General features: G+C 70.7%; 17 protein-coding genes. 7 read left to right on the plus strand and 10 right to left on the minus strand.

Translation table 11 applies throughout. The annotated features are described in order from the left end of the window. The first annotated feature begins 1 nt into the window (after position 1). Positions 2–844, plus strand: coding sequence for a carbohydrate ABC transporter permease (locus tag ACFYZ8_RS11030; RefSeq protein ID WP_388534373.1), 843 nt, complete (start codon positions 2–4; stop codon positions 842–844). A gap of 802 nt (positions 845–1,646) precedes the next feature. Here the strand turns inward: ACFYZ8_RS11030 and ACFYZ8_RS11035 are convergent. Further along, the gene (locus tag ACFYZ8_RS11035; protein WP_388534376.1) at positions 1,647–2,105 is read right to left on the minus strand and encodes a PPOX class F420-dependent oxidoreductase; all 459 of its coding nucleotides are present in this window, start codon (positions 2,103–2,105) and stop codon (positions 1,647–1,649) included. Positions 2,106–2,283: 178 nt separating this feature from the next. On the opposite strand from ACFYZ8_RS11035, the gene ACFYZ8_RS11040 reads away from it, so the two are divergent. Next, positions 2,284–2,988, plus strand: a complete 705-nt coding sequence (locus ACFYZ8_RS11040; RefSeq protein ID WP_388534379.1) for a helix-turn-helix domain-containing protein — start codon at positions 2,284–2,286, stop codon at positions 2,986–2,988. Between the two features lie 73 nt (positions 2,989–3,061). On the opposite strand, the gene ACFYZ8_RS11045 is transcribed toward ACFYZ8_RS11040, so the two are convergent. Beyond that, on the minus strand, positions 3,062–4,087 hold the full coding sequence (locus ACFYZ8_RS11045; RefSeq protein ID WP_359033471.1) for an ATP-dependent 6-phosphofructokinase: 1,026 nt from the start codon (positions 4,085–4,087) through the stop codon (positions 3,062–3,064). 225 nt (positions 4,088–4,312) lie between these two features. Here ACFYZ8_RS11045 and pta point away from each other — a divergent pair, with 225 nt between their 5' ends. The 3 genes from pta to pyk all read left to right on the plus strand — a co-directional run bounded on the left by pta (position 4,313) and on the right by pyk (position 9,130). Beyond that, positions 4,313–6,430, plus strand: a complete 2,118-nt coding sequence (gene pta / locus ACFYZ8_RS11050; protein ID WP_388534382.1) for a phosphate acetyltransferase — start codon at positions 4,313–4,315, stop codon at positions 6,428–6,430. Further along, positions 6,427–7,629, plus strand: coding sequence for an acetate kinase (locus ACFYZ8_RS11055; protein WP_388534385.1), 1,203 nt, complete (start codon positions 6,427–6,429; stop codon positions 7,627–7,629). The genes pta and ACFYZ8_RS11055 overlap by 4 nt, the downstream gene beginning before the upstream one ends. A 73-nt stretch (positions 7,630–7,702) precedes the next feature. Next, positions 7,703–9,130, plus strand: coding sequence for a pyruvate kinase (pyk, locus tag ACFYZ8_RS11060; RefSeq protein WP_359033477.1), 1,428 nt, complete (start codon positions 7,703–7,705; stop codon positions 9,128–9,130). Positions 9,131–9,300: 170 nt separating this feature from the next. Here the strand turns inward: pyk and ACFYZ8_RS11065 are convergent, their stop codons facing one another. The 5 genes from ACFYZ8_RS11065 to ACFYZ8_RS11085 form a co-directional block, all read right to left on the minus strand. Beyond that, on the minus strand, positions 9,301–9,750 hold the full coding sequence (locus ACFYZ8_RS11065; RefSeq protein WP_388534389.1) for a hypothetical protein: 450 nt from the start codon (positions 9,748–9,750) through the stop codon (positions 9,301–9,303). 212 nt (positions 9,751–9,962) lie between these two features. After that, positions 9,963–11,303, minus strand: a complete 1,341-nt coding sequence (locus tag ACFYZ8_RS11070; protein WP_388534392.1) for a hypothetical protein — start codon at positions 11,301–11,303, stop codon at positions 9,963–9,965. Then, entirely contained in the window at positions 11,293–11,856 is a 564-nt protein-coding gene (locus tag ACFYZ8_RS11075; RefSeq protein WP_359033483.1) for a DUF6114 domain-containing protein, read from the minus strand. The genes ACFYZ8_RS11070 and ACFYZ8_RS11075 overlap by 11 nt, the downstream gene beginning before the upstream one ends. Positions 11,857–11,991: 135 nt before the next feature. Continuing rightward, positions 11,992–12,645, minus strand: coding sequence for a DUF6230 family protein (locus ACFYZ8_RS11080; RefSeq protein WP_359033486.1), 654 nt, complete (start codon positions 12,643–12,645; stop codon positions 11,992–11,994). A 626-nt stretch (positions 12,646–13,271) separates the two neighbouring features. After that, positions 13,272–14,258, minus strand: a complete 987-nt coding sequence (locus ACFYZ8_RS11085; protein WP_359033488.1) for a tetratricopeptide repeat protein — start codon at positions 14,256–14,258, stop codon at positions 13,272–13,274. A 232-nt stretch (positions 14,259–14,490) separates the two neighbouring features. On the opposite strand from ACFYZ8_RS11085, the gene ACFYZ8_RS11090 reads away from it, so the two are divergent. After that, positions 14,491–15,129 (plus strand): TetR/AcrR family transcriptional regulator, encoded by a 639-nt coding sequence (locus tag ACFYZ8_RS11090; RefSeq protein WP_388534395.1) that lies wholly within the window; start codon positions 14,491–14,493, stop codon positions 15,127–15,129. Positions 15,130–15,234: 105 nt separating this feature from the next. Continuing rightward, a complete protein-coding gene (locus ACFYZ8_RS11095; RefSeq protein WP_359033492.1) occupies positions 15,235–15,960 on the plus strand; it encodes a hypothetical protein in 726 nt (241 codons plus the stop codon). Positions 15,961–16,158: 198 nt separating this feature from the next. On the opposite strand, the gene ACFYZ8_RS11100 is transcribed toward ACFYZ8_RS11095, so the two are convergent. The 3 genes from ACFYZ8_RS11100 to ACFYZ8_RS11110 all read right to left on the minus strand — a co-directional run bounded on the left by ACFYZ8_RS11100 (position 16,159) and on the right by ACFYZ8_RS11110 (position 25,929). Continuing rightward, positions 16,159–16,551 carry a hypothetical protein gene (locus ACFYZ8_RS11100; RefSeq protein WP_359033494.1) on the minus strand — a complete coding sequence of 131 codons (393 nt, stop codon included), beginning with the start codon at positions 16,549–16,551 and terminating at the stop codon, positions 16,159–16,161. 67 nt (positions 16,552–16,618) lie between these two features. Next, complete coding sequence (locus tag ACFYZ8_RS11105; RefSeq protein ID WP_388534399.1) at positions 16,619–23,905, minus strand: hypothetical protein; 7,287 nt, start codon at positions 23,903–23,905, stop codon at positions 16,619–16,621. 323 nt (positions 23,906–24,228) lie between these two features. Then, entirely contained in the window at positions 24,229–25,929 is a 1,701-nt protein-coding gene (locus ACFYZ8_RS11110; RefSeq protein ID WP_388534401.1) for a methylmalonyl-CoA mutase, read from the minus strand. Between the last annotated feature and the right edge of the window lie 6 nt (positions 25,930–25,935).

A 25,935-nucleotide genomic window follows, 5' to 3' on the forward strand; every position in this document is an offset into this window, starting at 1 on the left:
CATGGTCCGGGCACCTCTCGCCGACCGCCGCCGCAATCGCCGACTGGCCGCCGACGCGGGGCTGTTGGCGGTCGCCGCCGCCTTCGTGCTGCCGCTGGCCTGGGTGGTCCTGTCGGCGCTGGACCCGCACGCCGACCTGAGGGTGAAGGTTCCCGACGGGATCACGCTCGACAACTTCGACGCGATCCTCACCTCGGAGATCACCTTCACCCCGCTGCTCAACAGCCTGATCCTGTGCGGCGGGGCGACCTTGCTGACGGTGGTCTGCGCGGCCCTCGCCGCCTATCCGCTGTCCCGGTTCCGCTCCCGCCTGAACCGGCCGTTCCTGCTGTCGGTCCTCTTCGCGACCAGCCTGCCCATCACGGCGATCATGGTGCCGGTGTACGCGCTGTTCGTCCAGGTCGACCTGATCGACACCCTCCAGGGCACGATCCTGTTCTTCGCGGCCTCTCAACTCCCCTTCGCGATCTGGCTGATGAAGAACTTCATGGACGGCGTCCCGAAGGAACTGGAGGAGGCCGCCTGGACGGACGGCGCGGGCTCCCTCCAGTCACTCACCCGGATCGTGCTGCCCCTCATGGGGCCCGGGGTCGCGGTCGTGACCGTCTTCTCCTTCGTCATGATGTGGGGCAACTTCTTCGTCCCCTTCATGCTGCTGCTCACCCCGGACCAGATGCCGGCGTCCGTCAGCATCAACGAGTTCTTCGGCAACCGCGGCATGGTCGCGTACGGCCAGCTCGCCGCGTTCTCGATCGTCTACTCGACACCGGTGATCCTGCTGTACGTACTGATCGCACGACGGCTGGGCGGGGGGTTCGCGCTGGGCGGGGCGGTCAAGGGGTGACGGGACGGCGACGGCGATCGGGCACGCGGGGTTCGTGGTCGCCCTCCCGCGCCGAGAGCATCGGGCGGCTCGGTCCTGGTCCGGACCCCGGGTCGCCGCCGAGCACGACGCGGTCGTGGCCGACCCGCCCCCTGCGGACCAGCACCGGGGCCGGCAACAGCACGGGGCTTCGACCCCGACGAACCGGGCGCGCAGGGCGCGGCGATGCACTGGCTGCAGGCCCGCATCCCATCGGCCACCGGCCTCCCAGCGGTCGGCCCCGCCGGCCCAACCCGACCCAGGCCCCCGGCCCGTGCTGCCCTGCGAGCCGCCGCAACCCGAGACAGAGCCGGATCCCAGACCCCGACGCCGCACTCCGACCGCCAGCCACCGACCGCGAGACGCCCCCCGACGGTCCGACCCCACGGCCCAAACCCGACTCAAAACCCCCACCGTGGAAAAGCCCCGCAAGCCCGCGCGACCCAAGGCAGAGCCCGATCCGACACCGACGCCCCACTCTGACCGCCAGCCACCGACCGCGAGACGCCCCCCGACGGTCCGACCCCACGGCCCAACCTGACTCAAAACCCCCACCGGGGAGAAGCCCTGCGAGCCCGCACGACCCAAGGCAGAGCCCGATCCGACACCGACGCCCCACTCCGACCGCCAGCCACCGACCGCGAGACGCCAGTCCCGCCCGCCACCCCCGGACCCCGGCTCGAGCCTGGACTGCGTGCCCGCGCGACCCGGAGCCCGTTCTTGGAGGCCCGGCTCGCGAGCCGGTCGGGGCGTCAGGATCCCCAGGGGTCAGCGTCGGCACCGCTCACTCCTGCGGCAACACCCCGGGACGAAACGGCTCCACCCCCACCACCCTGCGCACCCGCACCGGCTCGATCAGCAGCATGACCCGGCGTTCGCCCTTCAGGAGCCAGGGATAGCGGTCCTCGCCGATGTACTTCCGGGTGAGCCGGTCCATGGAGCGTTCCGCCTCCTCGCCCTCGACGAAGCGGACCACCCGGCCCCGGATCTCGACGCGGTCGTAGGGGCTCTCGGGGTCGTGGTGGGAGAGGGAAACGTTCGGATTGCGCCGCAGGTTTTCCTCCTTCACCCGTCCGATCGCCGTGTTGACCATGACGTACTCACCTTCGATGTCCGCCCACATGGGCGAGACCTGCGGCGCGCCGTCCGGACCGACCGTCGCGAGATGCCAGAAGTTCGGCGCCAGCAGCCGCTCGCGAATATGCCCCTCTACCTTGCCATTCACTTCGTACACGAAGATCACACCTCTTTCCGGCCACCCCTGCGGGCACCCGGCGCCATCCTCGCCACCGCGTCCGCGCCGCCGACAGAGGATCTTCGGCCAGCCCGAATGCGCACTCGAAACCGTAGGTTCGCACAATCCGTGATCCTGGCCGAACAGACCGTAGTCACCGCACTCCCCCGCCCCTAGCTTGTGGGCCGTGCGCCGACCCCCAGCCCTGCCGAGCCAGCCCGGACCGCCCTTCGACAACCTCACCGCCCGCAGACTCCGTGTCGCCCTCGGCATGGGGCCCGAGCACGTGGCCTACGGGCTGCGCGTCTCGTACGGGCTCCCCTACGTCACCCCGGATCTCGTGGTCGCCTGGGAGCGCGGGACCGTGTGCCCCACGAGTCCGGAACTCACCGCTCTCGCGGGCGTGTTGTGGTGCTCCCCCGGTGAACTCATCGGCCGCCCCCGCACCCTGCGCGAGCACCGCGTCTCGCGCGGCATCGCCCCCGAGGACGTCGCCCGCGCCGTGGGGGTCGAACTGCGCGACTACCTCGGCATGGAGGAGCGCGACGAGTGGCGCGGCACCGACCGCCAGTCGGCCGCCCTCGCCGACCTGCTGGAGCTGAGCCTGCCGGACTTCGTCGCCGTCACCGGACGCGAGAAGCGGCTCACCGAATGCCTGCGCGGCGCGGTGTGCACCCGCTGGCAGGCCTACGTCCGTCAGGTCGCGAAGATCGTGCCCCTGGACCGGCGCCTGGTGGAGGAGACCCTCATGGACCTGCACCGGCAGTACCAGGGACAGATGGTGTCCACCCTGAGCTGGGGCGGGGGCGGCGAGCGCTCGGGCGAGGCCGGCCAGGAGTTCCTGGAGGAGATCGTGGAGCGGTTCTGGGACGCGGTCGAGGGACGGCCGTAAGAGCCGGTCGGGAGACGGCCGTAAGAGCCGATCGGGAGACGACCGTAAGGGCGCTTCGGAAGGACTGGAGGGCCTAGAAGACCGACTCCGCCTCGTCCATCCGGTCCTTGGGGACCGTCTTCAGCTCGGTGACCGCCTCCGCGAGCGGCACCATCACGATGTCGGTGCCCTTGAGCGCCGTCATCCTGCCGAACTCGCCCCGGTGCGCGGCCTCCACCGCGTGCCAGCCGAAGCGGGTGGCGAGGACCCGGTCGTAGGCGGTGGGGACGCCGCCGCGCTGGACGTGGCCGAGGATGACCGGCTTGGCCTCCTTGCCGAGCCTGCGCTCCAGCTCGTACGCCAGTGCCGTTCCGATGCCCTGGAAGCGCTCGTGGCCGAACTTGTCGATCTCGCCGGTGCCGTAGTCCATGGTGCCCTCGGCGGGGTGGGCGCCCTCGGCGACGCAGACCACGGCGAACTTCTTGCCGCGGGCGAAGCGCTCCTCGACCATCTTGACCAGGTCGGCCGGGTCGAAGGGTCGCTCGGGCAGGCAGATGCCGTGGGCGCCGGCGGCCATGCCGGACTCCAGGGCGATCCAGCCCGCGTGCCGGCCCATGACCTCGACGACCATCACGCGCTGGTGGGACTCGGCGGTGGTCTTGAGGCGGTCCATGGCCTCGGTGGCGACGCCGACCGCGGTGTCGAAGCCGAAGGTGCGGTCCGTGGAGGAGATGTCGTTGTCGATCGTCTTCGGGACGCCGACGACGGGCAGACCGGCGTCGAACAGCATGCGGGCCGCGGTGAGCGTGCCTTCGCCGCCGATCGGGATCAGGGCGTCGATGCCGAACTCGTGGATCATGTCGGAGGCGCTCTCGCACGCCTCGCGGAGCCGGTCGCGCTCCAGGCGGGAGGAGCCGAGGATGGTGCCGCCGCGGGCCAGGATGCCGCTGACGCTGTCCAGGTCGAGGACGCGGTAGCGGCTGTCCAGGAGGCCGGAGTAGCCGTCCTCGAAGCCGATGACCTCGTCGCCGTAGTTGTCGACCGCGCGGTGCACGACCGACCGGATCACGGCGTTCAGGCCGGGGCAGTCGCCGCCTGCGGTGAGAACTCCGATGCGCATCGTGCTGTGTCTCCTGCTCGCTGTTGATACCGGGGAGCCAGATTCCGATTCTTTCACGTCCTGCGGGGCCCCGTCGCATCCCGTACTGACGGGCGCCTTATCCATCGACCGGGGTACTGTCAAGAGGGTTTCCGCTCACCTCGGTGGGCGATTTTCATGACAGCGACTTGACAGCGACTTTTCGCAGGCGATGGCACTTCGCAGGCGATGGAACGGAGATCAGGCGTGACCCGCAGCGTGTACGTGACCGGGATCGACCGCGGCGACGGCCGCCAGGTCGTCGAGCTGGGGGTCATGGAGCTGCTGACCCGCCAGGTCGACCGGGTGGGGGTGTTCCGGCCGCTGGTGCACCACAGTCCCGACCGGCTCTTCGAGCTGCTGCGCGCCCGCTACCGGCTCTCCCAGGACCCGGCCACCGTCTACGGCCTCGACTACCACGAGGCCTCCGCGCTCCAGGCCGAGCGCGGCACCGACGAGCTGGTCTCCACCCTCGTCGACCGTTTCCACCTGGTGGCCCGGGACTACGACGTCGTCCTGGTCCTCGGCACCGACTTCGCCGACACCCAGCTCCCGGACGAGCTCTCCCTCAACGCCCGGCTGGCCAACGAGTTCGGCGCCTCCGTGATCCCGGTCGTGGGCGGCCGCAAGCAGCCCGCCGAGTCGGTGCTCGCGGAGACCCGCAACGCCTACCGGGCCTACGACGGCCTGGGCTGCGACGTGCTCGCCATGGTCACCAACCGGGTGGCCAGGGAGGACCGGGACGAGATCGCCGAGCGGCTCTCGGGCCGGATGCCGGTGCCCTGCTACGTCGTGCCGGACGAGCCCGCCCTCGCCGCGCCCACCGTCGCCCAGATCGGGCACGCCCTCGGCGCCAGGGTGATCCTCGGCGACGACTCCGGGCTCGCCCGGGACGCGCTGGACTTCGTGTTCGGCGGCGCGATGCTGCCGAACTTCCTGAACGCGCTGACCCCGGGCTGCCTGGTGGTCACGCCGGGCGACCGCGCGGACCTGGTCGTCGGCTCGCTCGCCGCGCACAGCGCCGGTACCCCGCCGATAGCCGGGGTGCTGCTCACCCTGAACGAGGTCCCGAGCGACGAGGTCCTCACCCTCGCCGCCCGTCTGGCCCCCGGCACCCCGGTGCTCTCGGTGGCCGGCAACAGCTTCCCCACCGCCGCGGAACTCTTCGCCCTGGAAGGCAAGTTGAACGCGGCCACCCCGCGCAAGGCGGAGATGGCGCTCGGCCTGTTCGAGCGGTACGCCGACACCGCGGAGCTCGCCCGCAGGGTCTCCGCGCCGAGCAACGACCGCCTCACGCCGATGATGTTCGAGCACCAGCTCCTGGAGACGGCCCGCTCCGACCGGCGCAGGGTCGTGCTCCCCGAGGGCGCCGAACCGCGCGTTCTGCACGCGGCCGAGGTCCTGCTGCGCCGGGGCGTGTGCGACCTCACCCTGCTCGGCCCGGTCGACCAGATCCGCAAGAAGGCCGCGGACCTCGGCATCGACCTCGGCGACTGCCAGTTGATCGACCCGGCGACCTCCGGACTGCGCGACGCCTTCGCCGAGAAGTACGCGGCCCTCAGGGCCCACAAGGGCGTCACGGTCGAGCTGGCCTACGACGTCGTCTCCGACGTGAACTACTTCGGCACGCTGATGGTCCAGGAGGGCCTCGCCGACGGCATGGTGTCCGGCTCGGTGCACTCCACGGCCGCCACCATCCGCCCGGCCTTCGAGATCATCAAGACCAAGCCGGACGCCGACATCGTCTCGTCGGTCTTCTTCATGTGCCTCGCCGACAAGGTGCTGGTGTACGGCGACTGCGCCGTGAACCCCGACCCCGACGCGGTGCAGCTCGCCGACATCGCCATCCAGTCGGCGGCGACCGCCGAGCAGTTCGGTGTGGAGCCGCGGATCGCGATGCTGTCGTACTCCACCGGTACGTCCGGCTCGGGCGCCGACGTCGACAAGGTGCGCGAGGCCACCGAGCTGGTGCGGCAGCGGCGGCCCGATCTCAAGATCGAGGGGCCGATCCAGTACGACGCGGCCGTCGAGCCGACCGTGGCGGAGACCAAGCTGCCGGAGTCGGAAGTGGCCGGGCAGGCAACGGTTCTGATCTTTCCGGACCTCAATACGGGTAACAACACCTACAAGGCCGTGCAGCGTTCGGCCGGGGCGATCGCCGTCGGACCGGTGCTCCAGGGTCTGCGCAAGCCCGTCAACGACCTGTCCCGGGGCGCCCTGGTCTCGGACATCGTCAACACCGTCGCCATCACGGCGATCCAGGCCCAGAACCCGACCGTCACGACCGTCACGACCGCTTCGACAGAGAAGGCTTCCGCCCAGTGAGCGCCACCCGCGTCCTCGTCCTCAACTCCGGCTCCTCGTCGGTGAAGTACCAGCTGCTCGACATGCGGGACAGCAGCAGGCTCGCGGTGGGACTCGTCGAGCGCATCGGTGAACAGTCCTCGCGGCTCAAGCACACCCCCGAGGGCGGCGAGTCCCGTGAGTGGACCGGCCCGATCGCCGACCATGACGCCGCGCTGAAGGCAGTGGCCGAAGAACTGGCGAAGGACGGGCTCGGCCTGGACTCCCCCGAGCTGGCCGCCATCGGCCACCGTGTCGTGCACGGCGGGAAGACGTTCACGGAGCCGACCGTGATCGACGACGCCGTGCTCGCCGAGATCGAGCGGCTGATCCCGGTGGCGCCGCTGCACAACCCGGCCAACCTCACCGGTATCCGCACCGCGCGGGCGCTGCGCCCGGACCTGCCGCAGGTCGCCGTGTTCGACACCGCGTTCCACACCACGATGCCGGAGTCCGCCGCGCGCTACGCGATCGACGTGGAGACCGCCGACGCGCACCGCATCCGCCGCTACGGCTTCCACGGCACCTCGCACGCGTACGTCTCCCGGGCGACGGCGGAGCTGCTGGGCAAGTCACCCGACGAGGTGAACGTGATCGTTCTGCACCTCGGCAACGGCGCGTCCGCTTCCGCCGTGCGGGGCGGCCGGTGTGTGGACACCTCCATGGGGCTGACGCCTTTGGAGGGACTCGTGATGGGTACGCGCTCGGGAGACATGGACCCTGCCGTCATCTTCCATTTGATGCGTGTTGGCAAAATGTCCACGGACGAGATCGACACTCTTCTCAACAAGAAGAGCGGGTTGATCGGGTTGTGCGGGGACAACGACATGCGGGAGATCCGCCGCCGGGTCGACGAGGGTGACGAACAGGCGAAGCTCGCATTCGACATCTACATTCACCGGTTGAAGAAGTACATCGGCGCCTATTACGCGGTGCTCGGCCGGGTGGACGCGATCGCGTTCACGGCCGGGGTCGGGGAGAACGCGGCGCCGGTGCGGGAGGCCGCCGTGGCGGGCCTGGAGGAGCTGGGACTGCTCCTCGACCCGGAGCGGAACGCCGTACGCGCGGACGGGCCGCGGCTGATCTCGCGGGAGAACTCGCGAGTAACAATCGCGGTGGTGCCGACCGACGAAGAATTGGAAATCGCGACCCAGACTTACGCACTGGTCGGAGACAACTGAGCACCCCTCCCCTCATTTGTTTCTTCCGCCAGACGGAATATTCCGTTGCGAAACAAACCGATAGGATCGCCCCATGCGCCGTTCGAAAATCGTTTGTACTCTCGGCCCCGCGGTCGACTCCCACGAGCAGTTGGTCTCGCTGATCGAGGCCGGCATGAACGTGGCCCGTTTCAACTTCAGCCACGGCTCGCACGCCGAGCACCAGGGGCGGTACGACCGCGTCCGTGCCGCCGCCAAGGAGACCGGCCGGGCCATCGGTGTCCTCGCCGACCTCCAGGGCCCGAAGATCCGCCTGGAGACCTTCGCGGAGGGTCCGGTCGAGCTGGAGCGCGGTGACGAGTTCGTCATCACCGCCGAGGACGTCCCGGGTGACAAGACCATCTGCGGGACGACCTACAAGGGCCTGCCCGGTGACGTCTCCCGTGGCGACCAGATCCTCATCAACGACGGCAACGTCGAGCTGAAGGTCCTGGACGTCGAGGGCCCGCGGGTCCGGACGATCGTCATCGAGGGCGGTGTCGTCTCCGACCACAAGGGCATCAACCTGCCCGGCGCGGCGGTGAACGTCCCCGCGCTGAGCGAGAAGGACGTCGAGGACCTCCGTTTCGCGCTGCGCATGGGCTGCGACATGGTCGCGCTGTCCTTCGTGCGGGACGCCAAGGACGTCGACGACGTCCACAAGGTGATGGACGAGGAGGGCCGCCGGGTCCCCGTCATCGCCAAGGTGGAGAAGCCGCAGGCGGTGGACAACATGGAGGGCGTCGTGATGGCGTTCGACGCCGTCATGGTGGCCCGTGGTGACCTGGCCGTCGAGTACCCGCTCGAGAAGGTCCCGATGGTGCAGAAGCGCCTCATCGAGCTGTGCCGCCGCAACGCCAAGCCGGTGATCGTGGCGACCCAGATGATGGAGTCGATGATCACCAACTCCCGCCCGACCCGCGCCGAGGCCTCCGACGTGGCCAACGCGATCCTGGACGGCGCGGACGCGGTCATGCTGTCGGCGGAGTCGAGCGTGGGCGCGTACCCGATCGAGACCGTGAAGACGATGTCGAAGATCGTCGTCGCGGCCGAGCAGGAGCTGATGTCGAAGGGCCTGCAGCCGCTGGTCCCGGGCAAGAAGCCCCGCACCCAGGGTGGTTCGGTCGCCCGCGCGGCCTGCGAGATCGCCGACTTCCTGGGCGGCCGCGGCCTGGTGGCCTTCACCCAGTCCGGTGACACCGCCCGGCGTCTCTCGCGCTACCGCGCGTCGCAGCCGATCATCGCCTTCACCACCGACGAGAACACCCGCAACCAGCTCACCCTCAGCTGGGGCGTGGAGTCGCACGTGGTGCCGTTCGTGAACACCACGGACGAGATGGTCGACATGGTCGACCAGGAGATCGCCAAGATCAGCCGCTTCAACCCGGGCGAGATCGTCATCATCACCGCCGGCTCGCCCCCCGGCGTCGCGGGCACCACGAACATGCTCCGGGTGCACCACATCGGCGGCGCACAGCAGTAGGCAGTCGTACGGCACCGAGGGCGCCCCCTGTGGCAGGGGGCGCCCTCGGTGTTCTGGGGTGGGCTACGGCAGCTCGCCGGCCAGTCCCTCCCATTCCTCGAAGTCGCCCCAGCGGGGGTGGCCTTCGAGCAGCGGGGCCGGCGACCGAACCGGGGCGAGCAGCCGCCGGATCATCCGCAGCGCGATGATCCGCTCACGGTCCGGCTCCCGCCGGCGCGGGGCCGCAGCAGCCGCTTCCCGGGGCGACATCGGCATGGCCGCCGGCGCGCGTTCCAGCACAGGCCCGGATCGAGCAGGGCCACGCCCGGGCGCGGCCCCCCGTGCTCCCGGAGCCAGGACCGCAGCCACAGGTCCCGCAGCAGCCTCTCGTCGCCCTGCGGCCCGGTCGCCCGCTCGGCGTCGGCCAGCAGCGCCGCCCACGCCCGACCGACCTCGTGCCACTGCTCGTCGGTCAGCCCGGCCGGCCCGCCCGGATCAGCCCGCAGCCGAGCGGCGAACTGCTGAGCCGCGGCCATCCACTGACTCACGTCCCCCTCGACCGCGGCGACACCCGGCGCCGACCAGCGCCGCACATGGCCGTCGAGGTCGAGCCGGTCGAGGCCGTCGAAACACCCGGTCACCGAACATCACCCCCGCCGCCTCGAACAGCGTTGCCGGCAGCAAGTTGCCCTGCCGCTTGGCGAGGGCGTGGACGTACGGGCACGGGTCCTGCTGGGCCGGGGCGGGTGGCTGCCGGGCGACGGGCGGCTGACCGCGACTGTGCCCCGCCGGGTCGGGCCCGGCGGGGCACAGTCTTCTTGCGGCTCCCGGAAGGGTTCGTGAGGGGTCCCTGTCAGCTCTCGCTGTACTGGCGCATCCCCGGCACGGTCAGCGTTCCGCCGTACTGGGCGGCCTGCTGGACCGTCACATTGGTGAAGTAGATGATCGGGATGTTCAGCGGCGGCGGGTTGTCCGGGCTGAAGGTGATCGGGATCAGCCCCAGCAGGTTGCCGGAGATGCTCTCCGTGTACATGGTCGTCTTGCCGCCGGTGATCGTCGACTTCGTGCCCTTGGCCGCCTGCACGTGGTACGTCGTGCCGCCCTGGGTGACCGTCTGGTGGAGGTCGTCGATGTCGGTGCCGCCGGAGACGACGTACTTCAGCACCTTCTTGGTCTTGCCGCTCGCGGTCCTGACCTTGACGATGCCCTGGTAGTCGGCGCCCTTGAGGAGCAGCCCACTGGCCTTGAGGGTCCAGGCGTTGTCCGCCACGGTGATACCGGGCTCGGTGTCGCCCACCTCGTCCGTGGCGGCCGGGCAGTCCTCCGGGTCCGTGCTGGAACTCGCCGACGGGCTCGGGGAGGCCGTGGCGTCCGCCGCCGCCTCCTCGGCCGCCTTGGTGGTGTCCTCCACGGCCTTGCTGGTGTCCTTCGCCGCCTTGGACGCCGTGTCGGTGGTGTCCTTCACGGTGTTCTTCACCGTGTCGGTGACCTTGTCGGTCGTCTCCTTGACGGTGCCGCCCGCGCTGTCGCCCGCACTCTTGGAGGCCGAGGCCGAGGGGGTCGGCGTCGGGCTCGGGCTGGACGACTCACCGGACTTCGAATCGCCCGTGAAGATCCCGGTGATCGCGTCGCCGATGTCCGTCAGGAGGTTGCCGTCGTCACTCGCGGAGGCGGAGGGAGCCGGCGTGGCGGTGTCGGAGCCGGAGCTGCCGGAGGAGGAGCTGCTCTCCTGCTTGCTCGCGGAGGCGGACGGTGACGGCGTGGGCGTGGCCTTGTCGTCGGAACCTGAATCCGACGAAGAGGAACCGCCCGAGCCCGAGCCGGAATCCGAGCCGGAACCCGCCCCCGAGCCGGAGGAGGCCGAAGGAGACGGCGTCGCCGTGGTGTCACCGGTGGAGGGTGACGAACTCGCCGACGCGGTCGGGGAGGCGCTGCCGTCCAGTGCCGCGACGCAGTCCTTGTACTCGTCCGCCGTCAGGCTCTTCGCGGTCGGCGCGTCATCGGCCAGCGCGAGCGTGGGTGTGAGGCCCATCCCCATGAGAACCGCCGTCGGCATCGCCGCCAGGGCTATCGCCTTGCCCGCGGGCACGTGGAACCTGGTGAACAGTGGCTTCCTGGGTGCCGCGTGGCGGGGCCCGGATCTCGCACGGGACGCGTCCACGTCAGCCCCGTGGGTCACCTCGTCAGCCGGCACTGTGCCTCCCGTTCGCCCCGTTGACCGGGCTCGTTCCTGACAGATCGTTCGGCTCGCCCACCGGGTCCACCGGCCGCAGGAGCGTGGTGTCGTAGTCCGTGCCCTCGGGCGCGCCACCCTCACCGGTCGTGTCCCGCGTGGCCGGCTCCTCCGCGGGCGGTGCGCCCGGCGCCCACGCCACGGCCATCGCCCCGCCGAACAGCGCGAAGAGGAAGCCGACGATGAAGCCGCCGAAGTTGGAGACGGGGAGGGACACCAGCCCCAGCAGGATCGCCGCGATACCCGCGAAGGTGCGTACGTGCTTCTGGAACCAGAGGGTGAAGCCCAGGACGACGAGCAGCACGCCGATGATCAGGGATCCCGCGCCCGCCGTGGTGGCCATGGCCACGGTCAGGCCACCGAGCTTGAGGTGCGCGTACGGGAAGTACATGATCGGAAAGCCGCTGATCATGACGAACAGCCCCGCCCAGAACGGGCGGGTGCCCCGCCAGGCGCGGAACTGCTGCCTCCGGCGGGCGAACTGGCCGGGCGCGGCAGGACTCTCGGCGCTCATGGAAAACAGCTCCCTGGTGCGGCGTTGCTCTTGATGAGGGTGTTTCGCGATGAAGAATGTGGGGGGATGTGAAAGCGACGAGCGAGAGATGGCAGGCGGGGGACCGTAACGGCTCCCCCGCCCGTCACTGAGCGCCTAGTAGCACTCGATTCCGTCGCCGCTGCCCCAGCTCAGCCCCATGTGGAGGCCGGAGAGCTTGAAGGTGCCGGCCGTGGTGGCCCACGCCGTCTGCTTCACATCGGTCAGTTCGGCCGTCTTGGCCTGCTGGGCGAACCCGAACGGGCTGGCCTGCTCCCCGGACGCCGTCTTGGGCTTCGGGGTGTCCCCGCTGGTGGTCCCGGCCGGGACACCGATGTTGATGTCCGAGAACACGGCCTCTGTCGAGTCGAGTTGCGCGACATCGATGTAGATGTTCTCGGCCTTTACAGCCGTGCCCTTGTCACCCGCGGTGAGCTTCAGGGTGACCGACTTGTTCAGGAACGGGACCGGGGTGACCACGGACTGACACATGTTGGTGATCTCGGCGGTGCTGAACGCCGACACCGACACCGGGTGCGCCTGGTCCTTGCCGTCAAGACCCTTGCCCGTGTCTATGGCACCGTACTGGTTCATGTCATGACCGACGAGCTTGCCGGCCCGGACCTTGAACTCCTGCCCCGACACACTGAACGACGCGGCAAGCGCGCCCTGCGCGAGGGCGACACCTATCACAGCCGTGGCGGCGACGCTGGGCACCATGACCACAGCGAACCGCTTCCATCTTGTCCCGCCACGCACCTGGGACTCCATATTTCCTCCTTCTCGGACGTACATCTCCTGGCCCTGACTGCCCTCCGAAAGGACGGCTCAGCCGGGCAGGGATGGGAGAAGTGCTACGTCCTCGGGAAGGAGAGCGCCTGCCTTCGGAGGCGCGAACCCGCGCACCGATCACCGGCGATCACCCCCGAGCGACAACCACTGGTCGCGCCTGACACGCATCACGCACAACCTTGCTGGACAGGCTTCGCCGGTTGGGCGAAGACCCCCCTGTCCAAGAACCGGCGCACCTGTCGCCGGCTCTGCTCGGTGGGGACCCACGGAATCCCGCGTCCCGACCGGCTGTCGGGGTACGGGAAAGGACCGAGCGTCGCCGATCGTGGTGCATTCTCGCCGCCCGCACAAGGGCCTTCGTTACTCGGTAGTAACGGCCGGATAACCGAACAACGACCCGCTGGTCTCGGTCGGCGACGCTGGGTGGCAAACCGAGGGAGGACAAAGCAGTTGATCGATGGACAGAATCCGACAGATCAACGCCTCGGACTTACTGGAAGTAACAGCGGCCGCGATTGCCAAGTTTTGGCAAAGCGCGGCCGCAGTGACACTCTCACGGCAAATTTTTCACTCCGGCATCACATGCCGTGGTGTTTAGCGACTGGTCAGAACAGGGCCCGGGACAGCGCCCGGCGCGCGGCCGACACCCGCGGATCGTCGGCGCCGACCACCTCGAAGAGCTCAAGCAGCCGAAGCCGTACGGTGTCCCGCTCGTCGCCCGCCGTGCGGCGCACGGTGTCGATGAGCCGCCCGAACGCGTCCTCGACATGACCGCCGACCAGATCCAGGTCGGCGGCGGCGATCTGCGCCTGCGCGTCACCCGGCTTCTCGGCCGCGTCCTTGCGCGTCCGCGCCGGGTCGAGGCTCTGCACCCGCTGGAGCAACTCGGCCTGGGCGAGCCCCAGTTTGGCCTCGCTGTTGCCGGGGTCGTCACTCAGTACGTTCTTGTAGGCCTGGACGGCACCGCCGAAGTCCCCGGCGTCCAGGGCGTGTACGGCGGCTTCGAGGAGTGCGTCGTACGGCCCCGCGGGCACCGGCGCGGCCTGCTGGGCCCCGGCGCCGCCGCCCGGCTGGGCGTCCGGGTCGACCGTGAGACCGGTGAGCCCGAAGCGCTGCTCGGCGACCTGCACCAGCTGGTCCAGGGTCTGCTGGATCTGCTCCTTGCCGGCCGCCCCCTGGAAGAGCGGCAGGGCCTGGCCGGCGACGACGGCGAACACCGCCGGGATGCCCTGCACCCCGAACTGCTGCATCAGCATCTGGTTGGCGTCGACGTCGATCTTGGCGAGGAGCAGGCGGCCGTTGTACTCGACGACGAGCTGTTCCAGCACCGGGCTCAGCTGCTTGCACGGCTCGCACCACTCGGCCCAGAAATCGATGACGACCGGGACCTCGGTGGACCGCTGCAGGACATCGCGCTCGAAACCCGCCTCGTCTACGTCGATGACGAGATCGGCCGGGGAGACGGCACCCGGGCCGCCGCCGTGCCGGGCCGCTTCGGCGCGCGCCTGCTCCGCCTTCGCCTTGGCCTCCTGGGCCGCCTTCACCGCGGCGAGGTCGACGACACCGCTCATGGACATGTTCCGTGGCTGCATGCGCCTATCCTCCCCCGTACACGCGCGTGTGTGAAAAGCGATGTGAAAGCCGGTCGTGCAGCGCGGCCCGGCCGCCGGGTCCCCACCCGCCGCCGTGTGTGCCGTCACCCGCGTACGTCCGCCGCGAGCTTTCGCTACGAGTCGTAGCGTAATGGCACTGCGTGCCTGCCCGGTACCCCACCCCCGTGATCTCCCTCACTGCGCCACTCGAACCGCCGGTTATGGTCGGAGGATGCAGAGCCGCACCCCCGCCCCACGCGCCACAGGGCGCCCGCGCAGCGCCGCCGCGGACACCGCGATCCTCGCGGCGACGAGGGCGGCGCTGGTGGAACTGGGCTGGTCCAAGCTCACGCTGGGAGATGTGGCTACCCGCGCGGGGGTCGCGAAAACCACCCTCTACCGCCGCTGGGCCGGCAAGAACGAACTCGTCGTCGACGCGGTGGCCGAACTCTTCGACGAACTGGAACTCCCCGACAGCGGCACCCTGGCCGACGACATCGAGGGCGTGGTCCTGCAGTTCGCGGCGATCCTGGAGCGACCGGAGACGCAGAGCGGTCTCATGGCCGTGATCTCGGAGTCGACACGGGACGACGCGCTGCGCGGGCGCATCCGCGAGTCCATCGTCGAACGGCAGAAGCGGCTGGTCCTGGAGGGCCGCTCACGCGCCCAGTCCCGCGGCGAACTCCCGCCGGAGACAGACCCGTTGGAGTCCGCCCGCACGGTGGACCTCATCTTCGACATCGTCGCGGGCTCGGTGGTGCACCGCTGCCTGGTGAGCTCGGAGCCGGCCGACGCGGCATGGGTGCGCAGCCTGACGCGCGTGCTGCTGCTGGGACTTCGAGGGGCCGCGGACGCGGACGGTTCCGTGTAGTCGAAACGTAGTAGTCAAAACGTAATGAGGAAAGCCGTATTCCGTCGGTAAGATCTTTTCACCGATGCCCGCTGCCGCGTACCGCGACAAGTGTCAGGAAAAAGCATGAGATTGCGAAAGGCCCTTCCGGTGGTCGCCGTACTGCCGGCCCTGTTGGTGATAACCGCGTGCAGCGGGGATTCCGACGACGCCGCGGACAAGAAGGCGTCGTCGAGCGCGGAGAGTTCACCGACGAGCGCGGCCGAGAAGGCGGAGGCCGAGGCGAAGCGCATCGGGGCGATGGATCCGCAGTCGCTGGAAAAGGCGACCATCTCCGGTAGGAGCACCGGCTTCGAGTTCAAGAAGGTCTCCGAGGCGGACACTTTGGCGGGCCAGGACATGGAGGCCGACAAATCCGAGTGCCAGCCCCTCGCGAGCCTCGCCGGCGGCTACACCCACATCAAGGCGGTGAGCGTCGAACACCGCTCCCTGCAGCCCTCGCAGGCCACGAACGCCACCATCGGCTCGATGTGGCTGGCCTCGCATTCCGAGAAGAACGCCGAGCGGGTCATGTCCGACCTGCGCACCTCTCTGAAGAAGTGCGCCAAGGGCTTCAAGACCCTCGGCCTCACCTACAAGGACGTCAAGCGGCTCAAGGACCCGTCCCTCGGTGACGACGCGGTCGGCTACCGCATCACGAACGTCGTCGCCAAGCAGACCGTGCCGATGACGTACACGATCGTCCGCAAGGGCGGGGTGATCGCCGCGTTCTACGGGGTGAACATGCTGACGCCGGAGAAGAGCGCGATTCCGGAGGCGGCGATCGAGGCGCAGTTGGAGAAGCTGGGCTGACAACGTAATTCCGGTTCCCGGAGGAGTTTTCCGCGGGCGTCAGCACGAGGGAAACTCCGACATCATTTCGATGACGTGCACCGTGGTCCGCAGCGGCGGCGTCATCGCCGCCTTTTACGGCGTCGCATCCGAGCCCGCAAGGGAAAAAAGGCCTCCCCGATGCTCCGCGCACCGAAGAGGCCTTCTCTCCTCGTCCGCTCAGGCGGTTCGAATGGCCCGGTCGATCTCCGCGCCGGTGCGGGCGACGACCGTCGGGCAGTCATCCGCCAGGGCGTCCGGCAGGTGGCGCCGGATCTCGTCGCTCCGGATCACGACCGGCCCACCCGGGATGACGAGCACGGCGTCCAGGCGGCGCAGCAGGTCGGCCAGGAGGTCCATGATCCCGCCCCCTCCGAAACGGTTGAAGGTGATGCCGTCCGGGGGGTTGAGGTAGACATCCGCCTCCTCTCCCTCCGCCGTCCGCACCGACAGGACGTCCAACTCGGGGTCCCGCGCCACCGCGAAGGGACCGAGGACCTCGTGGGCGACGGCCATGTCCAGCGGGACCGTCTCTCCGTTCTCGAACCGCATCACGAAGATGTCGTAACTCACGTCTCTCCCGACGGGAAGGAACACGGGGTCGGCGCCCCCGGAGGCTCCAGGGGCGCCGGCGCGCCGGTCAGGGGGTGGTGGCCGGAGTGTAGACGACCGTGATCCGCTTGAGGTCGTCCGTCTCGCTGAAGACCTGCTTGGCCTTCTCGTAGACGTCCCGCTCGGCGATGTGCCAGGTGATCGGCGTGTTCGGCGCCGCTTCGACCTGATATCTCGCCTGCTTGACGAAGTCCACCTCGACGACGGTCTTGTTGTACGAGTTCATCATGGCGGAGTATCCGGGCCCCTTGGCCTCCAGGAGAACGCCTCCGATGTAGCCGTCGAACTTGAGCACGCCCTTCGGGTTCGGCGTGTCCCTGACCAGATAGCCGAAGCCTTCCGGAACTCCCGTGATCTGGAACTCGTAGGCAACGGCGCGCGCGCTCTTGCCCCCTTCCTTGGAAATGTTCCAGACGCCTGGGCCGCCCATCTCGACCCAGCACCGCGGATTCGGGGTGCTGGAGACGGAGAACGCGGCGAGGGAGAAGGAGGCCGGGGTGACCTTGCCGACCGTCTCGCAGGCCTTCTGCAGCCGCTGGATGATCTTCGTGCCGATGCCGGCGATGGCGCCCTCGGTCAGACCGATGGAACGCAGCGCCACCCACGCCTCGGTGAAGCCGATGCCGGTCTTGACAGCGGCGTCCAGCGACATCAGCGCGGCCTTGGCCCCCTTGAACAGGGCGCCGCCGACGAACCAGCTCGCCGCCCAGGCGCAGTCGCCCCAACTACCGCCCGAGACCCCCGGGGTGATCAGCTTGGCGCAGCCGATGAAGTCCCCGAGCAGGATGTCGACCGGATCGATGCCCGAGTTGAACTCGACCATGGAGATGACGTTCGTCAGACGCTCGGTCTTGGGGTCGGTCACGTCGGGGCCGAGGTAGACGGTGTCCGCGCCGGGGCAGCCGTACTGGTACGAGCCCGGCTCCGCCAGACACATGTACAGGTCGACGTGCGACCTGTACGTGATGTCGGCGGTGACGGTGCAGTCGCCGACGTGGTAGATCGGGTTGCAGTTCTCCTTGACGACGTTCTGTGGCTCGCCGATGTACTCGATGTGGTCGAGGACCGCCCACACGCCACCGATGCCGGTGGTGACGCCCTGCTGGATCTGTTCGCCGTTGCCGGCCGACTCGGTGCGGTCCGCCGCGTCCTGGGCCTCCTGGGCGGCGTCGCGCGCCCCCTCGGCGGCCTTCTCGGCGGCACTCGCGTCGATCTCCGCCTTGTCGGCGGCGGTACGGGCGGCGGCCGCGTCGGACTCCGCCTGGGTGGCGGCCTCGCGGGCGTGGGCGGCGTCGTGCTCCGCCTCCGTCGCCGCGTGGTCGGCGGCGACGGCGTCCTGCTCGGCGTCGTTCGCCGCCCAGTTCGCCGCCATCGCGTCGACGCCTGCCGCGTACGCGTAGCCGTCGGCACGGGTCGCCGACGCCTGCGCGGCCTTGGCGTCGGCCGCGGCCTGGTTGGCCGAGGCCTGGGCCCGCTGATACGCCTTGGCGGCGCGCAGCGCGTCGGCGGCGGCTGCGGCCGACGCCTCCAGGGCCAGCTTCATGTCGGCCGCGGCCTGCGCCGCGAGGGCCTTCGCCTCGGTCGAGAACTCCTCGGCGAGACCGGCCGTGGCAGCCGCGGCGGTCGCCTGCTGCTGAGCCACCGTCAGGGACGACTGCCCCGTCAGGACCGCGAAGGCGGCGGAACTGTCCTCCTGCCGGTACGGCGTGCCGAGGGCGATCGCCTCCTGTGCCGGTCGGGTCACCGCGGCGGCGGTGTCGCGGGCCGCGAGCGAGGACGCCACGGCCGCCTGCGCCTTGCCGGCGGTCACCGCCGCCCAGTTCGCGGTCTGCTGCGCCTCGCTACGTGCGGCCGCAGCCTCGGTCTTGGCGGTCTTGGCCGCCGCGTTCGCCTTGTCGGACTCCGCCTTGGCGCCCTTGGCGTCGGACGCGGCCGCCTCGGAGGCGTCGATGGCTTCGGCCGCCTTCGCGTGCGCGGTGGCGGCGGATCCGGCGGCGATCAGGTACGACGCCCAGGTGGCGTCGGCCGCGGACCGGGCCCGGGCCGCGGCGCCCTGTGCCTTGGTCGCGGCCTCGCGCGCGTTGACGGCGGCGGCCGTGGCCGCGTTCGCCGACGCGCGGGCGTTGGTGGCCGCCGTGGTGGCGGTGTTCGCGGCCGAGCGGGCGTCGGTGGCGGCGGCACGGGACGCCGTGGCCGCCTCCGTCCCCTCGTCGGCGGCGGCGTTTGCCTCCAGGGCCTCGGCCTTCGCGATCAGCGAGTCGCGCCGCTGCTCCGCCTCCAGGGCGCCGTCGCGGGCGGCGACGGCATCCTTCTCGGCCTGTTCGGCCACCTTTCGCTTGTCGGAGGCGACCGTGCCGGACGCCTCGGCCGAGGCGCGGGCGTCGCTCGCGATCCGGCCTTGGGCGACGGCGTCGGCCTCGTGGCCGGAGGCGATGTCCCGCTCGTGCTCGGCGGTGGCCCGGTAGGCCGCCGCGTTGGCGCGCTCCAGCTCGGCGACTGCGCGGGTCCGCTGCGCGTCGGCGGCGGCCTGGCGGGCCTCCTCCTCCTCGCGGGCCGCGTCCTCCTTGGCCTTCTTCGCGATGGCCGCGTTGTCGGCTGCGGAGGTGGCGTATGCGTCGGCCTTGTCTGCGGCGGCCTTCGCCTGGGCGGCGGCCTCCTGGGCGGCGATGCGGCGGAACTCGGTGTTCACCGCGTGCGCCTCGGTCTTCGCCAGCGCCAGCAGCGCCTGCGAGGTGGAGACCGTGGCGTCGGCCGCGTTCAGGGCCGTCTCCGTCGCCTTGGCGGCGGCGGTCGCGGCGGCCCCGGAGGCTCGGGCCACCTGCACCGACTGCTGGGCGTACATCAGACCCCGGCCGCGCGGCACCTCAGCCGCGTCCGCGATGCCGTACGCCTGCTGCTGGGCCGTCACCGCGCGCGTGGCCGCGGTCTGGGCCGCCGTCGCCTGCTGCTTGGCCGTGGTGACGAGGGCCTGTACCTTCCCGCGGGCGCGGGCCAGGTCCGTGTTGGCCCGGTCGAACAGCGCCTTCTTGGGCTTGAGGATGCTGTGGGGGTCGTTCTCGAGGGTGTCGTGCCAGTACTTCTGCCAGAGCAGGATCTGCTCGGCGAGCCAGGCCTGGCCGATCGCCTCGATCATGGTGTCGGTCGCGACCCGGGTGGCCGCGGCGGCGTCCGCCTCGGCCTGCAGGATGGCGGCGCGCGAGGCGCCCTGGGCGGCGTACTCCGCGTTCCACTCGGCGGTCGCCGTGGAGACGACCGCGCCCAGGGCGTTGTGCGGGTCGACCGGGTCCTGGTGGTCGCAGGACGACCAGGCCTGCTTGAGGTTCTCCACCTCGAAGCGGAACTCGGCCGAGTCCGCGGCGGGTGCCTCGCTCAGGAAGCCGCCGTGCCGGAGGTAGGACGCGACGTCGGTGGCCGTGGTCCCGCCGGCGAACCTCATCTGGTCGACCGAGGAGTCCCGCAGCATCTGGTCCGCGGCCCAGTCGTTCCAGATGTCCTTGCCGCGGTTGTCCGCGGTGATCTGCCGGGCTCGCGCGACGGACTCGGGGCCGGCGTTGCTGTGGCCGTCCCAGCCGAGCCGTCCGGCGAGTTCCGCTTGCGTGGACAGGGTGAACTTCAGGACATCGGCGTCGAACTTGGGTGCGTGCAGCGAGATCTCGTCGGTGTACGAGCTCATCGCGTACGGGCGGTTGGCGTCCTCCAGGCCGGAGGTGCGGGCGGCCGAGGTGTCCCGGTAGACGAGGGCCGCGTCACGGTCCTTGTCCCGGGCCCGGCCGAGCGGTCCGAGCCCGATCCAGCCGATGTCGCCCACGACGGCGTGCAGCTCGGCGGCGGTGCCCGTCAGCCCCTCGATGGCCTTGGCCTTCATGCCGGCGCCGCCGACGTGCAGGGCGACCCCGGCGACGCACTGGTCCAGGCGGGGCGTGCTGCGCTTGTCGCTGATGAGCCGGGTCAGCTCGACCAGCTTGCCCCTGCCGTCATAGGCGTCCAGGAAGATCCGCCGGACTCCGGTGGCGACCTTCTCGATGGCCTCGGCGAGGGCGGGAATCCGGCCGACGATCACCGCGGAGGACGGGATGTCCACAAGGGACCACAGGCAGTCCTCGGTGCCGTCGACGGCCAGGCACTGCTTGACCTTGGCGGTGCCGAACTCGTCGAGGAGGATCTGCCCGCCGTTCGCGGACGTCCACTCGACCAGGTCCACCGCGACCGCGGTCAGCGCGTCTTGGTAGGCGTCGAGACAGGTCTGACCGCAGGCGTCCAGGAGGATCTGCTTCTCCTGCGCGCCCAGCACCGCCCAGTTGTCCGAACCGCCCTCGATCGGCGTGTTGCCGTCCTTCAGGGCGTCCTGCCGCTCGGCCTCGTTCTGCTCGCGCTGTTCCTGTTCGGCCTGAGCGGCGGCGTCCTCGGCCGCGTTGCTGTCGGCGTCGGCGTCGGCCGCCTTGGCCTCGGCGTCCTTGGCGTTCTGCTCGGCCTCGGTCGCCTCGTTCGCGGCGTCGCCCGCGGCGCCGGACGCCCGCTCGGCGAGCTCGTCGGCCTGCGCGGCGCTGCGTTCGGCCTCGGTGGCCTCCCGGTCGGCCTGGGTGGCCTCGGTCTCCGCCTCACCGGCGGTGTTACGGGCGCTCACGGCGTCCGAACCGGCCTGCTGGGCGTGGCCGGTGGCGGACTCGGCCGCCTTCCGCGCGGCCGTCTGCGCGTTCTGGGCCTCGGTCGCGGACGCCTGGGCGCGGGCGACTGCCTGGGTGGCGCGCGCCGAGTCGGTCGCCGCCCGCGCGGCGGCCTCTGCGGCGAGCTTGGTGTCCCCGAGCGCCTGGTCGGCGGCCCGCTGTGCGGCTTCGGCGGCTTCCGCGGCCTCGTCTGCCTTGGCCTCGGCCGCGGCGGCCTGCTGCTCCGCGAGGGTCTTCGAGGTCTGTCCGACCAGTACGGCGAACGCGGCGGAGGCGTCCTTCTCCTGGTACGGAGTGCCGATGGCGACGGCATCGTTGGCGGCGGCGACGGCCTGACCCGCGCTGTCGCGGGCGGCGAGCGCGGCCTGTCCGGCGGCGTAGGCGCGGCCGGACGCGGTGGCGGCCGTGGTGACGGCGGACGCGGCCCCGATGCCCGCGGCGGCGGACTCCTCGGCGGCCTTCTTGGCCGACTCGGTGGCGTTCTCCGAGGCGGTGGCGGCGTTGTCGGCGCGCAGCGCTGCGTCCTGGGCGGCGTCCAGGGCCTTGGCGGCCGCGGCGTGCGCGTTCGCGGCGGCTCCGGTCGCCTTCAGGTACGACGACCATGCCTCGTCGGCGTTCGCCCGGGCGCGCTCGGCGGCCGCCTCGGCCTTGGTGGCGGCGGAACGGGCGGCGACCGCGGCGGCCTTGGCCTCGTCGGCGGCGGTCTGTGCGGCGGCGGCCGCGGTGGCGGCCTCCGACGCGGCCGTGCGGGCCTTGTCGGCGGCCTCGCGGGTCTCCCCGGCGGCCGAAGTGCCCGCGGCGGCCGTCGCGGCTGCCTGGAGTGCGGCGGCACGGGCCGCGGTGGCCCGCTTCTTCTGGAGCGCGGCGACGGCGGCGGAACGAGCGGTGGCCGCGGCCTTCGCCTTGGCGTCGGCGGCGGTCCGCTTGTCCTTGGCGGTGCCGGCGGACGTCGTGGCGGCCGACTTGGCCGCCTCGGCGGCGGTCTGCCGGGTGGCCGCCTGTGCCTCGGCCTCGCCGGCCTTGGCGCGCTCGGCCGCGGCCTGGGCGCGGGAGGCGACGGCGGTGGCCTTCTCCACCTCGGCCGCGGCGCGCTTGGTCTGCGCGGTGGCCGCGGCCTCGCGGGCCTCGTCGCCCTCCGACTCGGCGGTGGCCTTGGCCTGCTTCGCGGTGGTGGCGCTGTCCGCGGCGGCCTTCGCCTCGGCGTCAGCGGTGTCCGCGGCGGCCTTCGCCTGGGCGGCGGCCTCCTCCGCGGCGATCCGGCGGAACTCCGTGTTCACCGCGTGGGACTGGGTCTGCGCCTTGGCCAGCAGGGTCTCGCTGTCGGCGACGGTCGCGTCGGCCGCTGCCAGCGCGGTGCGGGTCGCCTTGGCGGCGGCCTCGGCGGCGGCGCTGGAGGCGCGGGCGACCTGGACCGACTGCTGGGCGTACATGAGACCGCGCCCGCGCGGCACGTTGTCGGCGTCGGCGATGCCCCACGCCTGCTGCTGCGCGGTGGACGCCTTCTGAGCGGCGGTCGCGGCCTCGGCGGCGTGCCGCTCGGCCGAGGGCACCAGTGCGGCCACGTTGTCGCGGACCTGGGCGAGGTCGGCGTCGGCCTTGTCGTAGAACGCCTGGTCGGGCGGGCTGAGGGCGCCCGGGTCGGCGGCGAGCTTGTCCTGCCAGTACTTGCGCCAGGTCAGGATCTGCTCGGCCCGCCACGCCTGGCCGATGGCCTCGATCATGTCGTCCGTGGCCTCGCGGGTGGCGACTGCGGCGTCCGCCTCGGCCTGGATGATCGTGGCGCGTGGGGCCGCCTGGGAGGCGTACTCCCGTTCCCACTCGGCCATCGCGGTCATCACCGGGGCGTTGAGCACCCGCCGGACGTCGACCGGGTTCTGGTGGTCACACGCGGCCCAGGCCTGCTTGAGGTCCTCGACGAGGATGCGGTACTGGGCGGATCCCTCGGCAGGTGCCTCCTTCGCGAAGCCACCGAACTTGAGGTAGAGCGCGATGTCGCTGGCCGTCGTCCCGCCGGAGAACTGCGTCTGGTTGACGGAGGATTCCGAGAGCATGTCGTGGGCGGCCCAGTTGTCCGCCGTCTCGTTCGTGTCCCGGTTGGCCTCGGTGATCTCCCTGGCCCGTGCGATCGCCTCGGCACTGGCGTTGGTGTGCCCGTCCCAGCCGAGCTTGCCCGCCAGTTGCCGTTGCGTGGACAGAGTGAACTGCAGGACCTCCGCGCCGAATTCCGGCGCGTGCCACAGCATGTCGTCACTGGTGTAGGCCGATTCGGCATACGGCCTGTTCGCGGCGGTCAGTCCTTCAGTACGGGCGTCCAAAGCCTCCCCGTAGGCGCTGCCGGCCTCCTCGTCCGCGTCCGCCGCCTGCCCCAGGGGCCCGAGCCCGATCCAGCCACGGTCCCCGATGGCGGCGTACAGCTCCTCGCTGGAGCCCTTCAGGCCCTCGATGGCCTTGGCTTTCATGTTCGCGCCGCCGACGTGCAGCGCGAAGCCGACTATGCAGCGGTCGAGCCGCGGGTCCTCGCCGATGCTGTTGCGGTAGAGGCCGCTATCCGCTTCGGGCGCGGTGTCGGCCGTCGCCGGTGCGGCCTGGACCAGGCCCATCAGTACGGCGGCCGCCGTGACCAGAGCCGTCCCGCCGACGCCTCTCGTCACCGCCTGGCGCAAACGCCGCCGGCGTCTGCCGACGTCTCGGAACAATTCCATGTCAGTCTGCCCAACAATCTCTCGATCGCTCGGCAGCACAGACCATGGGCATGACAGACAAGTCGGCCGTCGCCCGCGACACCCCCCGTGTCATGCGCCGACGCTTAACCCTCCCAGGGCCGGCGCCGCCGCTTACGCCATGACGCTCTCACGGCAGTGATCTTCACGGAAAGGTCAAATAATTCTCATGAACGTCTCAGATCACGACAGCGGCAGACAAAACCCGGCGCCAAGTGATCGGATCGTTACGTTGATACGGGAACGGCGGGAACCTAGAACCCCGCGGGTTCCGTGTACACCCCCCACTCCTCCCGCAGCACCCCGCAGATCTCCCCGAGCGTCGCCTCCGCCCGCACCGCGTCCAGCATCGGCCCGATCATGTTGGACCCGTCCCGCGCGGCAACGAGCATGCTCTCCAAGGCGGTTCGCACGGCGGCCGCGTCCCGGGCGGCCCGACGACCGCCCAGCACCCGCACCTGCTCCCGCTCCACCTCGTGGCTCACCCGCAGGATCTCCAGGTCCCCGGTGACCGAGCCGTGGTGGACGTTCACCCCCACGACCCTCTTCTCGCCCTTCTCCAGGGCCTGTTGGTACCGGAAGGCGGACTCGGCGATCTCGCCCGTGAACCACCCGTCCTCGATGCCGCGCAGGATGCCGGACGTGATGGGCCCCACGGGGTGCTGCCCGTCGGGGTGCGCCCTGAGCCCCCGCTCCTTGATCTGCTCGAAGATCTTCTCCGCGTCCGCCTCGATCCGGTCCGTCAACTGCTCGACGAACCACGAACCCCCCAGCGGATCGGCCACGTTGGCGACCCCGGTCTCCTCCATGAGCACCTGCTGGGTGCGCAGCGCGATCTCCGCGGCCTGTTCGGAGGGCAGTGCGAGGGTCTCGTCCAGGGCGTTGGTGTGCAGGGAGTTGGTACCGCCCAGCACCGCCGCGAGCGCCTCTACGGCCGTACGGACGACGTTGTTGTACGGCTGCTGCGCGGTCAGCGAGACCCCCGCGGTCTGGGTGTGGAACCGCAGCCACTGCGCCTTCTCGGACCGCGCCCCGTACACGTCCCGCATCCAGCGTGCCCAGATGCGCCGCGCGGCACGGAACTTGGCGATCTCCTCGAAGAAGTCGAGGTGCGCGTCGAAGAAGAAGGAGAGCCCGGGCGCGAACACCTCGACGTCCAGGCCGCGCGACAGCCCCAGCTCCACGTACCCGAACCCGTCCGCGAGCGTGTACGCCAGCTCCTGCGCGGCCGTCGCGCCGGCCTCGCGGATGTGGTACCCGGAGACGGACAGCGGCTTGTAGGCGGGGATGCCGGCCGCGCAGTACTCCATCAGGTCGCCGATCAGGCGCAGATGGGGCTCGGGCTGGAAGAGCCACTCCTTCTGCGCGATGTACTCCTTGAAGATGTCCGTCTGGAGCGTGCCGTTGAGGACGGAGGGGTCCACGCCCTGCCGTTCGGCCGCGACCAGGTACATGCAGAAGACGGGGACGGCGGGTCCGCTGATGGTCATGGACGTCGTCACGTCACCCAGGGGGATGTCCTGGAACAGGACCTCCATGTCGGCGGCGGAGTCGATGGCGACCCCGCAGTGGCCGACCTCGCCGAGCGAGCGGGGGTCGTCGGAGTCGCGCCCCATGAGCGTCGGCATGTCGAAGGCGACCGAGAGGCCGCCGCCCCCGTTGGCGAGGATCTTCCGGTACCGCTCGTTGGTCTGCCCGGCGTTCCCGAAGCCGGCGAACTGCCGGATGGTCCAGGTCCGCCCCCGGTAGCCGGTCGGGTACAGCCCGCGCGTGAAGGGGTACTCCCCCGGCCACCCGATCCGCTCGAAGCCCTCGTACGCGTCCCCCGGCCGCGGCCCGTACACCGGCTCCACGGGATCACCGGAGAGCGTGGTGAAGTCCGCCTCACGCCTGCGCGAGGCCTCGTACCGGGCCTGCCAGCGTCGGCGGCCCTCTTCGATGGCGTCAGCGTCCATACCTTC

The sequence above is a fragment of the Streptomyces sp. NPDC001668 genome (assembly GCF_042893155.1).
Taxonomy (GTDB): domain Bacteria; phylum Actinomycetota; class Actinomycetes; order Streptomycetales; family Streptomycetaceae; genus Streptomyces.